Below are 14,028 nucleotides of genomic sequence, written 5' to 3'. Positions count from 1 at the left end.
GATTGGAATCGTATGCGTAAACTCGTTGTAGCAATTACTGTTGCGTCATTAGTCGGTTGTTCTATGGGCCATCGTGAGCCAGTGGAAGCTAAAGATGCGCTCAATGAAGCGATTAATCAATCAGGCAGCCGCAGTTTAGATGAATTGCCACCTTCTGTTGAAGCAGATCTAATGCCTGACCTAGAGGGGGCAGCAAGCACTACCTTTGAAACAGTAAAGCGCTTTAGAATCCAAGCCAATGATGTTGATGCTAAAGCTTTTTTTGCTAGCTTGGTTAGAGGTACAGAATTTAGTGTTGCTTTGCACCCAGAAGTATCAGGCAGTATCACAGTCAATTTAACGGATGTGACATTGGACGAAGTGTTGTCTGTGGTGCAAGACCTTTATGGCTATCAAATTGAAACAACAGGGAAAGTTATCCAGATATACCCAGCAGGTCTAAGAACAGTGACTATCCCGGTTGATTACTTGCAATTTAAACGTAGCGGTCGCTCGCTGACCTCCATCACCACAGGCACCATCACTAACAGTAGCTCTTCCAGTTCATCATCTTCCAGTTCGGATTCGGATACTTCCAGCTCGGGCAGCTCGAGTACCACTTCATCAAAAGGAGGGACGGAAATTGAAACCACCAGTGAAAGTGACTTTTGGCCTCAGTTAGAACAAGCGGTGAGTCAGCTGATTGGCTCTGGTCAAGGGCAAAGTGTGGTGACTACCCCACAAGCTGGTGTGATCACGATTCGAGCTTTCCCTGATGAAATCCGGGAAGTGAAAAGCTTTATTGGGGTTTCACAGCAAAGACTACATCGACAAGTGATCCTAGAAGCGAAAATCTTGGAAGTGACGTTGAGTGATGGCTACCAGCAAGGGATCGATTGGTCGAAGGCATTTACTTCGAATGGGACTAACTACACGATTGGTCAAGGAAACCCTGGGACAGCAGCTACATTACCTGGTTTGGATGCGATAGGGACTTTGCTAGGGGGGCAGTCCAACTTAGTCATCTCTAGCGGCAGTTTTGATGCCGTTATTAGCTTTATGTCGACTCAAGGTGACTTGAATGTACTCTCTAGCCCAAGAGTGACAGCTTCGAATAACCAAAAAGCGGTGATCAAAGTCGGTACGGACAGTTACTTTGTGACGGACTTTTCGACGAACGTCGATTCCGGCAGTACAACATCGACAACCAGCACGGATATTGAATTAACGCCGTTCTTCTCAGGGATCTCTCTTGATGTGACCCCCCAGATTGACAATGATGGCAGTGTGCTTTTGCATGTTCATCCCGCGGTTATTGATGTGACAGAAGAAGAAAAAAACATTACCAATGGCTCGGATACGGTTTCTTTACCGCTGGCGACCAGCTCTATTCGCGAGTCGGACTCTGTGATTCGTGCTCAAGATGGGGATGTGGTTGTCATCGGAGGTTTGATGAAGTCAAATACTCTAGAGCGAACTTCCAAAGTGCCATTCCTTGGTGATGTGCCGGCATTGGGTCACTTGTTCCGCAATACTACGCAGTACACAGAGAAAACTGAATTAGTGATCTTACTTAAACCTACCGTTGTGGGAGTAAATACGTGGCAAAAAGAGCTCGAAAGATCTAGAGATTTACTTCAGGAATGGTTCCCTGATGAGCAATAATCGCCTATGTATTTGGAGCATTTTGGATTAACTCAGTTTCCATTTCACTTAACCCCGAACACTGAATTGTTCTTAGGGGTGGAGCCTCATTATGAGGCGATTCAGACGGTTCAATCCGCGATAGAAATGGGAGAAGGTCTGATCAAGATCACCGGAGAAGTAGGAACCGGAAAAACCATGGTGTGCCGGATCTTGGTGAACCAACTGAGTCAGGCCGTTCAGCTTGTTTACCTACCTAACCCTGCTCTGAGCGGTGATGAACTCAGGCGAGCCATTGCGACTGAGCTCGAAGTTAGCATCACTGCAGACACAACGCTGGTCGAGGATATTCAAGCTAAACTTATAGAGTTTGCGCGAAATGGCTCTCAGGTGGTGGTATTTGTGGATGAAGCGCAAGCCTTAAGCGATGAAGCGCTGGAAGTATTACGTTTATTTGGCAACTTAGAGACGGAATACCATAAGCTGATACAAATTGTCTTGCTGGGTCAGCCTGAGTTGGATGAGCGATTAGAGCAGCATCACCTGCGCCAACTTAGGCAGCGTATTACTTTTAGTGCACGGCTAAGAACGCTGACGGTTTCTGAAGTGGTGGCGTACATCGACAATCGATTAGAAAAGTCCGGTGGGGAAGCTGGTATCTTCACGGTTAATCAGAAAAAAGCCATTTGGAAAGCGAGCCGAGGTATTCCGAGGTTGATCAATCAAATCTGCCATAAGTGTTTGGTTCTGGCGTGTAGTCAAGATGAACTGACTGTCAGCAACCAACAGTTGTTTAATGCTATCCATGATACGTATGACAGCTGCAAACCAAAATTTAGAATCCCGTTAATTTGGGGCTGGAGTTTATCATGAGTGCGATTAACAATGCGCTTTCTGAACTAGCCGATAATCAGTCAACTAAGCCAGAGCAAGTGGTTAAAGCGAACGTAAAACCTGTGAAACAACTTAAGGTTTTGCCTTGGGTGGTAGGCAGCTTTGGCTTAAGTTTAGCGGTCGGGGGATGGGCTATTTCAAGTCAGATTCCAGTTATTGATCCTCAACCTTTGCCCGCCGTCGGAGTTGAGAAAGCGAATGAACCTATTTCCTCACCGACATCGAAATCATCGGTAAGTAGCGACACTATTTATCTTTCACAGCCTCGTCTGGTCAGTAAATTGAATCCTCTCCTCAATGAAGTAGAGGCAGCAAAAGCAAGCGTTGAGCCTGAACCGGCAACAATAAAAGAGGCTAGCATTGCTGCTCCTTCAGTGAAAGTGGCTCAGGGGCAAGTTGTCATTCAACAAGTGGAGTTGTCCCCTGCTCAGTTAGCAAAGAAAGCGCAAAGTCGAGCGAAAAAAGCACTGGATAACAATAACCTGACTGAAGCACTTAAGTATTATCAAGAAGCGCTGCGTTATGCGCCTGATAACGTTAAATATCGTAAAAAGCTATCTGCACTTTATTACGGTAAAGGAGAGGTCCGTAAGGCGGTCGATATTTTACGTAAAGGCATTCAAATTGATAAAGAAGAGAGTGCTCTGCGGATGTCGTTAGCTAAACTGCTCATCAAAGAGCAGCAAAATGAAGCGGCTTTAACGGCTTTGGTGCATGTGCCTCAAAAGGCACCGGTAGAGTATTTATCTCTTCGAGCAGCGTTAGCTCAGAAATCGAAGCAAGATGACATTGCACTCAGTAGCTATCAGAGTTTAGTGACGCTGGAACCTGATAGTGGGCGATGGTGGCTTGGCTTAGGTATTCAACAAGAACGGGCTTTGAACTTAGCCAAAGCCGAAGAAGCCTACCAGCAAGCTTTAACTAAGCTGGGGTTATCCAGTCAGTCGCAGCAGTTTATTCGTGACCGTTTATCCCTTATCAGCCGTTTAAAGGAGCAGCCAGATGCAAATTAAACTTAGGAAGCGTCTTGGTGATCTGCTCGTCGAAGAAGGGATTATTACTGAGTCTCAAGTCGAAGAGGCACTAGCGGCACAGAAAAGCACAGGCAGAAAACTGGGAGCAACTCTGATTGAGCTTGGCTTCTTAACGGAACATCAAATGCTGACTTTCCTTTCTCAGCAGCTTGACGTCCCTCTCATTGACCTGAGCCGTGCAAATGTTGATGCCGACGCGGTACAGCTACTGCCCGAAGTACATGCCCGCCGTTTGAGGACTTTGGTTATTGGGCGTCAAGGGGATACGCTAAGAGTCGCTATGAGTGATCCGGCGGATCTTTTTGCCCAAGAAGCGTTACTGGGTCAGTTACCTAACTACAGTATCGAATTTGTTATTGCGCCAGAAAAACAACTGGTGGATGGCTTTGACCGTTATTACCGACGAACCAAAGAAATTGCTTCTTTTGCTGAGCAACTTCAGGCTGAACATCAGGTCAATGAAGCGTTTGATTTCAGTATCGAGGATGAAGACAGTGACGAAGTTACAGTTGTAAAACTGATTAACTCGTTATTTGAAGATGCCATTCAAGTTGGAGCTTCAGATATTCATATTGAGCCTGATGCCAATGTGCTGCGTTTGCGTCAGCGTATTGATGGCGTGTTACACGAGACCTTACTGAATGAAGTTAATGTTGCTCCGGCTTTGGTACTGCGCCTCAAGCTCATGGCTAACTTGGACATCTCCGAAAAACGGTTACCACAAGATGGACGCTTCAATATACGTGCTAAAGGTCAGTCGGTCGATATTCGTATGTCAACCATGCCTGTCCAGCATGGTGAATCAGTGGTGATGCGTCTTCTCAACCAGTCTACAGGGGTGAGAAAGCTTGAAGAGTCAGGTATTCCGAACCATTTATTGGTTCGTCTAAGACGGCAGCTTCGCCGCCCGCACGGCATGATACTGGTGACGGGACCAACAGGCTCAGGTAAAACCACCACACTATATGGTGCCTTGAGTGAACTGAACGAACCCGGTAAGAAAATTATCACCGCAGAAGACCCGGTAGAATACCGCTTACCGCGTGTTAACCAAGTGCAGGTGAACCCTAAAATTGACCTCGATTTCTCCACCATCCTGAGAACCTTCCTTCGTCAGGATCCAGATATCATTCTAGTTGGGGAGATGCGTGATCAAGAAACGGTTGAAATTGGCTTACGTGCGGCGCTGACGGGCCACTTGGTATTGAGTACTTTGCATACTAATGATGCGGTGGATAGTGCGCTTCGGATGATGGATATGGGAGCTCCGGGTTACTTGGTAGCCAGTGCCGTTCGAGCAGTGGTTGCCCAGCGTCTAGTTCGTAAGGTTTGCCCTGACTGTAAAACGGATGATGATGTGGAAGACGCACGTAGACAGTGGCTAGCACAACGTTTCCCAAACCAAGAGCAAGCGACTTTTGTTAAAGGGCGTGGATGCCAAAACTGTAACCTGACTGGTTATCAGGGTCGTATCGGTGTCTTTGAAATGCTTGAACTTGAACAGGAGATGATGGATAAGCTACGAGCTAATGATGCTGTGGGTTTCTCCATTGTTGCTCGTCAGTCGGCAAGTTATAAACCTCTGCTTGCCTCTGCTATGGAGCTTGCTTTACAGGGGATCGTTAGCTTAGACGAAGTGATGAATCTTGGAGAAGGCGATGCTTCTGGCTCTGTTGAAGCGATCTACTTATAGGGAGAATGATGCCAGTATTTAGCTATCAGGGACGTAATCTAGATGGTTCAGCTGCGGCTGGGCAGGTTGAAGCGCCCAATGAAGAGGCGGCGGCTGAATCGCTTATCAATAAAGGTGTCATTCCTACCGCTATTACACAGGGTTCAGGCGGCAGCTCATTTGATATTGATCTCCGGTCGATATTTAAACCCTCGATCCCTTTGGAAGTGCTGGTGATTTTCTGTCGTCAGTTATACAGCTTGACCAAAGCTGGTGTTCCTTTGCTGCGTTCAATGAAAGGCTTGACGCAAAATAGCGCTAATAAGCAGTTAAAAGAGGCATTAGAAGAAGTAACGCAAGAGCTGACTAATGGACGAAGTTTATCGGCATCCATGCAGATGCATTCTAAGGTCTTTAGCCCTCTATTTGTTTCTATGATTAATGTGGGGGAAAACACTGGTCGATTGGATCAGGCTTTGATGCAACTGGCTAACTACTATGAGCAGGAAGTGGAGACGCGAAAGCGGATTAAAACGGCAATGCGATACCCCACTTTTGTGATCAGTTTCATTGTCGTGGCGTTGTTTATCCTTAATGTAAAGGTTATCCCACAGTTCGCTAGCATGTTTTCTCGTTTTGGCGTCGATTTACCCTTACCTACTCGAATTATCATTGCGACATCCGACTTCTTTGTGAACTATTGGGCATTTATGTTGGCTGGGATCGTGAGTCTGATCTTTGCGTTCAAAGCTTGGGTCAAGACAGCTAAAGGCCAAGAACGTTGGGACAAGTTTCGCTTGCGTATGCCGATCATTGGTGATCTGGTAAATCGTGCCCAGCTGGCGCGTTTTTCCCGTACGTTTGCTCTGATGTTGAAGGCAGGTGTCCCACTTAACCAATCACTCGCTCTGTCCGCAGAAGCGCTTGAAAATAGATATCTAGAAAATCGTCTGTTGGAGATGAAATCTTCGATTGAAGCAGGCGGAACGATCTCATCGACAGCGAGCAACAGTCAGGTATTTACCCCTTTGGTTCTGCAGATGTTGTCGGTGGGAGAGGAAACCGGTCGGATTGACGAGCTTTTGCTTGAAGCCGCTGATTTTTATGATCGTGAAGTCGATTATGATTTGAAAACACTGACGGCACGAATTGAGCCTATATTATTAGTAGTGGTTGCGGGCATGGTATTAATACTTGCATTGGGTATATTCCTACCAATGTGGGGCATGTTAGACGCAATTCAAGGTTAATATGTCGAGTAATATTGAACGCTCTAGGTTCGTTGTTTGGTTGTTGGTAATCATTATTCTAATACTGAGCTTTGTTCTGATAATCGAGAAATTAGAAGAAGATGTTGATGATGCTGCATTTTTACTGGCGAGTAAAAGAATGATAGAAAGAGCGAGCTTCTATAAGCAGCAATGGATGTTGAATGGCCAACGAGAGCACTTAGTGGTAGATACTGAAAACCTTTTGTTTTCAAAGCATGGTTGGGTTATCCCAAACCGTGAACAGACTAGAACAGCATGTGAGAGTTGGTTTTCGTTATTATATCCAGAACAAAGAGTGTTAGGGGTAGCACCGTCTAAAGTTGTGGAGCGTTCTGAATTAAATAATTATCGATGTGAGTATATTTTTAATTATGGAAAGTCGATTCATATACAGCTCGTGGATAATAATTTTACCGTGAGTGTCGGCTTCTCGGCCAAGTGATTGTATTGACGTATTTGCGATAGCTATATTGCGGATATTTCGTATAATATGTTGTAGTAAATAGCGAGTTTATCATTATGCATAATAAGCAGTTCGGTTTTTCGTTAGTTGAGCTTGTTGTTGTCATTGTTGTGGTTGGTCTATTAGCGGTTGCTGCTTTGCCGCGCTTTTTAGATGTTACTGATGAAGCGAAAAAGGCTAGCGTGGAAGGTGTGGCTGGTGGCTTTGCTACTGGCGTGTTATCCGCTCGTGCGCAATGGGAAGCAGAGGCTCGTCCTTCGGTGACAGTCAACACTGAAACGTATAATCGAGTTGACTATGATGGTGTGGATTTTTGGCTGACTCGCGCTCAAAACGGCAGTAATGCGGATACTGGCTTTCGAGACGGATATCCCTATGGTTTAAATACCGACAATGTGAGTTTTCCAACCAGCTTAACTGACCAGATGTGTATTGACTTGATGAATAACTTATTACAAAACCCACCAAGTGTTGATACAGTATCGAATGCAAACACGAATGGAAATATAAAATATTCAGCACAGGCTGATGACTCAAATGACACTTGTACCTATATTCAACAAGAAGGTGGTACGGATCATCAGTTTGTTTATGAGATTAAAACAGGTCGTGTGACCGTAACCTTGCAGTAGTACTGCGGACATTTAACACAGAGAGATTGAGACTATGAAAAAACAAGGCGGTTTCACCCTAATCGAATTGGTCGTGGTGATTGTTATTCTAGGTATTCTTGCAGTGACTGCAGCACCTCGTTTTCTTAACCTGCAAGGTGATGCTCGCGAAGCTTCCCTACAAGGATTAAAAGGTGCAATTGATGGTGCTGCTGGTATTGTTTATGGCAAAGCAGCCATTGATGGCATTGAAGCTCAAGCATCAGGTTCTGTAGATAGTATCAACGTTGTTTATGGTTACCCTGCTGCAACAACGACAGGTATCGGTGCTGCTGTTACGGGCTTGTCGACTGATTGGGCTGTTGCTGCTAGTTCTGGTTCTTCTATTACGTATGGTTTTGAATCGAATACTTCAGCGACCTGCGCAGTGACCTATACTCAGGCAACAAGTTCTGCTGCTGCTACTACTGCGGTCGTTGACGATAATTGTTAAATACGAAGGCCAGCAATGCTGGCCTTTTCTTTAAGCCACTCTACTTCTATTCCATTTCTAAATACCTTCTCAAAACTCACACAAATTCCCTCATCAATAGCCTTTCTAATTTATAATCAAATAAGAAAAATTAACTACTTAGGTATGCTATGAAAGTTAAGCGTGATCGAGGATTTACACTCATTGAACTGATCATGGTTATTGTTCTGCTGGCGGTTGTCTCTGTTTATGCGGCCAGCCGATATTTCGGCAAAAGTAGCTTCGATGCCCAATTAATGGAAGAGGCAGTATTATCTTCGTTGCGTTTAACTCAGCTAAGAGCAATGAATCGTAGTAATTTGTGTGGTAGATGGATTCTGAGTGGAAACCAAGCCATTGATATGGCAGCTTCAATAACTTCTGGAGCCTGTAATACTGTTTTCCCAGGTGACACCAGTGACAGCAGCTTTGTCGATGCTGAGGTCGAGGATGTGTCCATAACACTCAATTCCAGCTCCCAAGGGTTTATTGACTTTGATAGCTTAGGGCGACCTTCTCAATGCTCTGCGGCTTCTTGCACAATAGCAATTCAAGGTCAGTCGGGAACCAGCCGATTTATTTGTATCAATTCAGAAGGTGGTATTTTTGCAAATCCGACAAGTTGCTAAAAAAAAGGGTTTTTCACTGTTAGAAATGGTGGTGGTGATCGTGATTATTGGCATCGCAATCGGTGGTGTCTCGATAGCCCTTTTCCCTAAAGGTAAGCAAAGTGCCGACCAGGTTGCGTCGGTCAAAGCTGCTGAGCTTGGGCGTGCAGTATTGGACGAAGTATTAGGGCGCCATTTTGATCAGAATTCTGGGACGAATGGAGGAGTACCTGAATGCGTCATTGTTGCTCAGGCTGATCGAGTGTTATGTACTTCGGCGGCGAACCTTGGATCGGATTCCGGAGAGTCGGATAAAACGCTCTACAATGATGTCGATGACTTTGATGGGCTGAATGGAGCGGCTCAAGATGTGTTGGGTAATAGCATCGATGATGGCTACCAAGGCTATAATATTGCGATTACGGTTTTTTATGAGCAGGAAGTCGGCGGAACAATGCAAGGCGTAGAATCGATCGCAATGACAAACTACAAGAGAATCAACGTCACTATTACCGATCGGCAGGGGAATACCTACCCCTTCGCGGCGACAAAAGGGAATTTTTGATGCGTGGTTTTACTCTGATTGAGATGGTGGTGTCAATTACTTTACTCGGTATAGTCGGCTTGTTTGTGGGGGAAGTGGTGCGTCAGTCATTAGTGCTTTATTCCGACTCTGCAAATAGAGAAGCGCTAATTCAACAAGGGCGGTTTGCCACAGAAAGGCTACGTCGAGAAATTCGTGAAGCGATCCCTAACAGCGTCGTGGTTGAAAATAACTGCATTGAAATTCTGCCGATTACCAACACTGCTATTTATATGGATCTTCCTACCCCTTCCTCCGCCTCTGCGTCGATCAGAGTATTACCTGTGGTCAAAAGTATTACCGCGGGTGAGCGTGTTGTCGTTTACCCAACGGATGCCTCTGAGCTAAGAAAAACGATTGATGGCACCGGTCAAGTTGCTGAAGTGAGAAGTGATGTTGATTTTACGGCCAGTGGCGCTACGTCTTCTATGGTAGATGTTGATCTGACGGTAAGCACAGGTTTTACGACCTTCAGCCCTGCTGAACGCCTGTATTTCTATCAAGAGCCAGTCGCATTTTGCTTGGTTGGCAATGAGCTAATGCGTTATTCGGGCTATGATCTAGGTAGGGCTTCTCTAACACCAGCGTTGTTGGGTAGTGGTGTTCGAGTCGCTGGAAATCTTAACCAAGTGAATTTTTTGGTCTCAGAACCTCAATTGCAACGAAATGGCTTGGTAAAAATGGAGTTAACATTCTCTGATAATGGAGAGCAGATAAGGTTTGATCATGATGCGCTTATCTACAACACGCCGTAGACAACAGGGCAGTGGATTGTTACTGGTTATCTTCATCATTGTGGTGGTGGTGGGGTTTATGGCCGCTATTGCCAATAGAAACCAAGAGCGTAGCAGTGATCAGCTTATTGCCGCAGTGATAGGCACAAGAGCGGAAATGGCGGCACGCTCAGCCGCTCAGATAGAAATCAGTCGCTTTTACCAACCCGTAACGGATGGCAGTTGTCAGCTTGGGGTTCAACAAACAATTAATTTTAATGGCGGCGGCCTATCTCAGTGTACGGCTTCTGTGGTGTGCAACGCTTTAGGGACTTTGGATGACAATACGCAAGTATTTCAGTTGGTTTCAACAGGAATATGTCAAGTAGGAGGGTGGCAGTTGCAAAGAATTATTGAGGTAGGAGTGCGGCAATGAACGTAATGAGGAAAATAGTTTATTGTGTCATTGGGTTGATAATGCCGATTTCCGCTTATGCTGTGCCTCAATGTACGGATGTCTTTACTGATCCTCCTTCTGGCAACCATTCTGGAAGCGGTTTAGTACCGCCGCCAGATATTATTGACAATAAATACGGTGACTTAGATTGTTATAGAACATGGTGGGGGTACGACTACTGTAGAGTGAATGATACAACCATCGTCGGCACAAATTTTCCTCCGGGAGATTTCAGTTTTGCTGCAGGCGATTTTAATAATGGCTCAAGAATCTCCACTAATGGAGCCACCACTCGTTTGTATTTTGACTCTCTTCAACTAAATAATGTTGAATTAAACCTTGATGGTAATCCTGAAGATTTATTTATTTATGTCGCAGGCAGCTTGCAGATCGCGGGTCAGAACAAAATCAATGGCATTATCTACGTTGCTGGGAGCGTTCAGGTAGCTGGTAATGCAGAAATTTCAGGAGCACTAGCTTCTGGAGGCGCATTATCAACCGTTGGTAATAGTACTGTAACGGTAGACCCTGATGCGATTGAGGATGCGGATCTCATTGGTATGTGTGAAGATTCAAGTGTCTCTTTAGAATGTTTCACCGATGACTTTAATTCAGGAAGTTTGTCTGATTTGTGGGTCACTTCTACCAGTAGTGGTTCATTCCAGCCAGGTATTGTGAGTAGCCGATTACGCTTTACCCAAGCAGTTCAAAATCAGGCCACTTCATCGACCTATCAACGCTTATTCCCAGCTAAAGATAACTTGGTTGAAATTGAATTTGACCATTTTGCCTACAATGGGTCAGGTGCGGATGGGATTGCAGTTGTACTGTCTGATGCATTAGTAACGCCAAGAGCGGGGGCATTTGGTGGTCCTCTAGGTTATGGATTTAAGACAAATGAACCGGGGTTCGCTGGTGGTTGGTTAGGTATTGGTATCGACGAATATGGGAATTTCTCTTCTCAAGGTGGAGAGGGAAGTGATCCTGGACAGCGCCGTCAGTCAGTCGCTCTAAGGGGCTCAGGTTCTAATGAAACAGGGTATCGGTATTTAGCCGGTGCCTGTAATAACGGTCAAACTAATCAAAACAGCGATTGTTTATCTCCGACCGTCGATGATAATAATTCTGGATCAGTACATCGCTATAAAATTGTGGTTGATTCTAGGGTGAGTAACCAATCTCAGGTCGAGATCTTCCGTAAAATTGGTAATGCTGATTGGCAAACGATTGTTGGTCCAATTGATGTACTGGATAGCCAATACTCACAAGCTGCAGTGCCTGAAGACTTTTTATTATCTATCACAGGCTCTACAGGTGATTTAACGAATAATCATGAGATAGACAACTTTCAGGTTTGTGCGTTGAATTCCCGCCCTATAGAAGATCAAATCGATCATTTTCGTCTAACTCATACCGGACAAGAACTCACTTGTAATGCAGAAGAGGTGACTATTAAGGCCTGCAAAAATGCAACCTGTACTGAGCTATATACTGATTCAGTGACTGCAACTCTTTCTCCGGCGACAGTTGATGGCGGTGGAGGGTGGGTCGGTGGAAATGTAAAAACTTTTTCTGGCGGCTCAGGTACTTTCCAGATAAGAAAGGGCCAGCCAGGGACTTTAACCTTGGGTGTGACGGGCTCGACACCTCCTGCGAGACCATTCTCAACCAACTTATGTGACGACGGTAGTGGTTTCAGTGCAGACAACTGTGATGTGGTTTTTTCTGAAAGTGGCTTTGTGGTTGAGGTGCCTGACAAATATGGTGCAGAGTCGGTTACAGCTACGATTCAAGCGGTTAAACAAGGTGATAGCGCCACTCAATGTGTACCTAGTTTTGCTAATGTCACTAAGAGTGTTGACCTATGGAGCCAGTACTTAGACCCTGTTGAAGGGGCTGACTTAATAGGTCAGCCCAAAGTATCGGTAGAAAGCACAGAAATTGGTATTAACGAATCCGATGCCACCAACTTCAACCTAGCCTTTAATAGCTCGGGGCAAGCATCGGTTAACCTTAACTATGATGATGCAGGGCACATGCAGCTCAATGCTAAATTTAATGGTACTGGTGATGAACAAGGGTTAGAGCTAACAGGGAGTGGTAATTTTATTAGTGCGCCTAAATACCTAACTGTCAGCGTAGAGAATACCTCTGGAGGTACAGGTGTTTGTAGTAGTGCGGATACAAGTTGTAGCGTTTTTGCGAAGGCAGGAGAAAACTTTACTCTTAAAGTCACTGCTTATAATCAAGATGATGAAGTGACGCCTAACTATAAACATAGTGATATTACCATCACCCATAGCTTGGTTGAGCCCTCAATAGGCAACACAGGAAGTATCAGCACCACTTCTTACAACCACGTTCCGATTTTGAATGGTACCAATAGTGTTACACAGTCGGTCTCTGAGGTTGGGGTGTTTAACTTTACGGTTGCTCCACCTAGCTTATTTTATGGAAAGACGACTAAATCTATCGCCTCTGGCTCTACAGGTAATATCGGGCGCTTTACTCCGGCATATTTTGAGCTTCCGGCGACGTCTACTGGTATTTTGAATACGCCAGTGCTGCTGGGGGCTTGTTCTCAATTCCCGAAGTTTAGCTATATTGGCCAATCATTTGGTTATTCGACTAACCCTGCATTGACGCTAAATCCTAAAGCCGTTGATGGTTCGGATATTGAAAATTATGTTATCGGTAATTGGTGGCGTTACAGTAATAGCTGGGGAAGTCGTAACTATATCGCTGATAATGGTTTAACTATTGCTTTAGACCCCACGGCTTCTCCTAGTGTGACGAGAACTCCCTCTGATGAGAACATCATGGTGTTAAATGATGAGATGATTTTCTACACCAAGGAAACGACACCAATTAATCCTTTTACTGCTAGCTTCCAACTGGTATTAACTGCAAGTGATGTGACTGATTCCGATGGCGTTTGCTTGAAGTCCAACGACTCAGGAGCTTGCCAAGGTATTACCTTTGAGAATGTAGATGGCACTATGCAGCTTCGTTGGGGGCGTTTGCTTATCAACGACACCTATGGCTCTGAGATAGCAACGGTGAGGCAGCGACTGGAATTACAACACTATCAAAATGATCGCTTTGAAACCAATACCGATGACTCATGCACCAGCTTCGGGGCGATTGGAAACTTTGTATTTACATCAGGGGAATATGCGGTTGTAACTAACGGTAGCCCTACTCAGCCAGAGGTCAATGCTTCACTCGTTTCTGCGACAGCTAGTGGTGGTGAGTCTTGGATAGAATTCACCCCACCGGGTTCTGGCAGTTATGGAACGATTACAACTTCTCTCAATGTGAATTCGTTGTTTCCTTGGCTAAGGGATGATGAAGACGGCGATGGCAATTTTGAAAGTACCGCCTCAGGACTGACACAATTTGGTCTCTATCGAGGGAGCGATCGGGTCATTTGGTGGAATGAACAGAATTAGAGACAAGGCGTTTTTTTCGACTTTCGTTAGGAATCTGTTAGAAATTGCGGGTTTCAGCCCATGTTTATAGTTCAATGCCTTGCTGATAAGGCAAGGCATTGGTACATTTAGTGCAATTTTCTATCTTCTAATTCTT

The 14,028-nt window shown here is 45.1% G+C and carries 13 protein-coding genes; all 13 read left to right on the top strand.

Annotation, left to right across the window (positions count from 1 at the left end):
• Nucleotides 1-12 precede the first annotated feature (12 nt).
• The 13 genes from mshL to L1D23_RS20860 all read left to right on the top strand — a co-directional run bounded on the left by mshL (nt 13) and on the right by L1D23_RS20860 (nt 13,892).
• Nucleotides 13-1,644, top strand: a complete 1,632-nt coding sequence (gene mshL / locus L1D23_RS20920) for a pilus (MSHA type) biogenesis protein MshL (RefSeq protein ID WP_239871341.1) — start codon at nt 13-15, stop codon at nt 1,642-1,644.
• A gap of 6 nt (nt 1,645-1,650) precedes the next feature.
• Nucleotides 1,651-2,496, top strand: coding sequence for an AAA family ATPase (locus L1D23_RS20915; RefSeq protein WP_239871338.1), 846 nt, complete (start codon nt 1,651-1,653; stop codon nt 2,494-2,496).
• Entirely contained in the window at nt 2,493-3,530 is a 1,038-nt protein-coding gene (locus L1D23_RS20910) for a tetratricopeptide repeat protein (protein WP_239871335.1), read from the top strand. The genes L1D23_RS20915 and L1D23_RS20910 overlap by 4 nt, the downstream gene beginning before the upstream one ends.
• Entirely contained in the window at nt 3,520-5,244 is a 1,725-nt protein-coding gene (locus L1D23_RS20905) for a type II/IV secretion system protein (protein WP_239871332.1), read from the top strand. The genes L1D23_RS20910 and L1D23_RS20905 overlap by 11 nt, the downstream gene beginning before the upstream one ends.
• A gap of 8 nt (nt 5,245-5,252) precedes the next feature.
• The gene (locus L1D23_RS20900) at nt 5,253-6,473 is read left to right on the top strand and encodes a type II secretion system F family protein (RefSeq protein WP_239836346.1); all 1,221 of its coding nucleotides are present in this window, start codon (nt 5,253-5,255) and stop codon (nt 6,471-6,473) included.
• A gap of 1 nt (nt 6,474) precedes the next feature.
• A complete protein-coding gene (locus L1D23_RS20895; protein ID WP_239871329.1) occupies nt 6,475-6,936 on the top strand; it encodes an MSHA biogenesis protein MshF in 462 nt (153 codons plus the stop codon).
• Nucleotides 6,937-7,013: 77 nt separating this feature from the next.
• The gene (locus L1D23_RS20890; protein ID WP_239871326.1) at nt 7,014-7,589 is read left to right on the top strand and encodes a prepilin-type N-terminal cleavage/methylation domain-containing protein; all 576 of its coding nucleotides are present in this window, start codon (nt 7,014-7,016) and stop codon (nt 7,587-7,589) included.
• 34 nt (nt 7,590-7,623) lie between these two features.
• Nucleotides 7,624-8,061 (top strand): type II secretion system protein, encoded by a 438-nt coding sequence (locus L1D23_RS20885; RefSeq protein ID WP_239871323.1) that lies wholly within the window; start codon nt 7,624-7,626, stop codon nt 8,059-8,061.
• A 149-nt stretch (nt 8,062-8,210) separates the two neighbouring features.
• Nucleotides 8,211-8,708, top strand: coding sequence for a prepilin-type N-terminal cleavage/methylation domain-containing protein (locus L1D23_RS20880; protein WP_239871321.1), 498 nt, complete (start codon nt 8,211-8,213; stop codon nt 8,706-8,708).
• Nucleotides 8,686-9,252: a prepilin-type N-terminal cleavage/methylation domain-containing protein gene (locus L1D23_RS20875; RefSeq protein ID WP_239871317.1), complete on the top strand. Its 567-nt coding sequence runs from the start codon at nt 8,686-8,688 to the stop codon at nt 9,250-9,252. The genes L1D23_RS20880 and L1D23_RS20875 overlap by 23 nt, the downstream gene beginning before the upstream one ends.
• Entirely contained in the window at nt 9,252-10,025 is a 774-nt protein-coding gene (locus L1D23_RS20870; protein ID WP_239871314.1) for a type II secretion system protein, read from the top strand. Before L1D23_RS20875 ends, L1D23_RS20870 begins: the two co-directional genes overlap by 1 nt.
• Nucleotides 9,997-10,419, top strand: coding sequence for an MSHA biogenesis protein MshP (locus L1D23_RS20865; RefSeq protein WP_239871311.1), 423 nt, complete (start codon nt 9,997-9,999; stop codon nt 10,417-10,419). Before L1D23_RS20870 ends, L1D23_RS20865 begins: the two co-directional genes overlap by 29 nt.
• A complete protein-coding gene (locus L1D23_RS20860) occupies nt 10,416-13,892 on the top strand; it encodes a DUF6701 domain-containing protein (protein WP_239871309.1) in 3,477 nt (1,158 codons plus the stop codon). Before L1D23_RS20865 ends, L1D23_RS20860 begins: the two co-directional genes overlap by 4 nt.
• The last annotated feature ends 136 nt before the right edge of the window (nt 13,893-14,028 follow it).

It is taken from the genome of Vibrio sp. Isolate24, from assembly GCF_022398215.1.
Classification (GTDB): Bacteria; Pseudomonadota; Gammaproteobacteria; order Enterobacterales; family Vibrionaceae; genus Vibrio; species Vibrio coralliilyticus_A.
The sequence above is the reverse complement of the archived record's forward strand: the minus strand, read 5'-3'. Positions and strand labels throughout refer to the sequence as shown.

Bases quoted from the DNA above. Each gene is read 5' to 3' on its own strand.
- L1D23_RS20890 (WP_239871326.1), top strand. From the start codon at position 7,014: ATGCATAATAAGCAGTTCGGTTTTTCGTTAGTTGAGCTTGTTGTTGTC.
- L1D23_RS20870 (WP_239871314.1), top strand. From the start codon at position 9,252: ATGCGTGGTTTTACTCTGATTGAGATGGTGGTGTCAATTACTTTACTC.
- L1D23_RS20900 (WP_239836346.1), top strand. From the start codon at position 5,253: ATGCCAGTATTTAGCTATCAGGGACGTAATCTAGATGGTTCAGCTGCG.
- L1D23_RS20885 (WP_239871323.1), top strand. From the start codon at position 7,624: ATGAAAAAACAAGGCGGTTTCACCCTAATCGAATTGGTCGTGGTGATT.
- L1D23_RS20880 (WP_239871321.1), top strand. From the start codon at position 8,211: ATGAAAGTTAAGCGTGATCGAGGATTTACACTCATTGAACTGATCATG.
- L1D23_RS20905 (WP_239871332.1), top strand. From the start codon at position 3,520: ATGCAAATTAAACTTAGGAAGCGTCTTGGTGATCTGCTCGTCGAAGAA.
- L1D23_RS20910 (WP_239871335.1), top strand. From the start codon at position 2,493: ATGAGTGCGATTAACAATGCGCTTTCTGAACTAGCCGATAATCAGTCA.
- L1D23_RS20915 (WP_239871338.1), top strand. From the start codon at position 1,651: ATGTATTTGGAGCATTTTGGATTAACTCAGTTTCCATTTCACTTAACC.
- mshL (WP_239871341.1), top strand. From the start codon at position 13: ATGCGTAAACTCGTTGTAGCAATTACTGTTGCGTCATTAGTCGGTTGT.
- L1D23_RS20860 (WP_239871309.1), top strand. From the start codon at position 10,416: ATGAACGTAATGAGGAAAATAGTTTATTGTGTCATTGGGTTGATAATG.
- L1D23_RS20895 (WP_239871329.1), top strand. From the start codon at position 6,475: ATGTCGAGTAATATTGAACGCTCTAGGTTCGTTGTTTGGTTGTTGGTA.
- L1D23_RS20865 (WP_239871311.1), top strand. From the start codon at position 9,997: ATGATGCGCTTATCTACAACACGCCGTAGACAACAGGGCAGTGGATTG.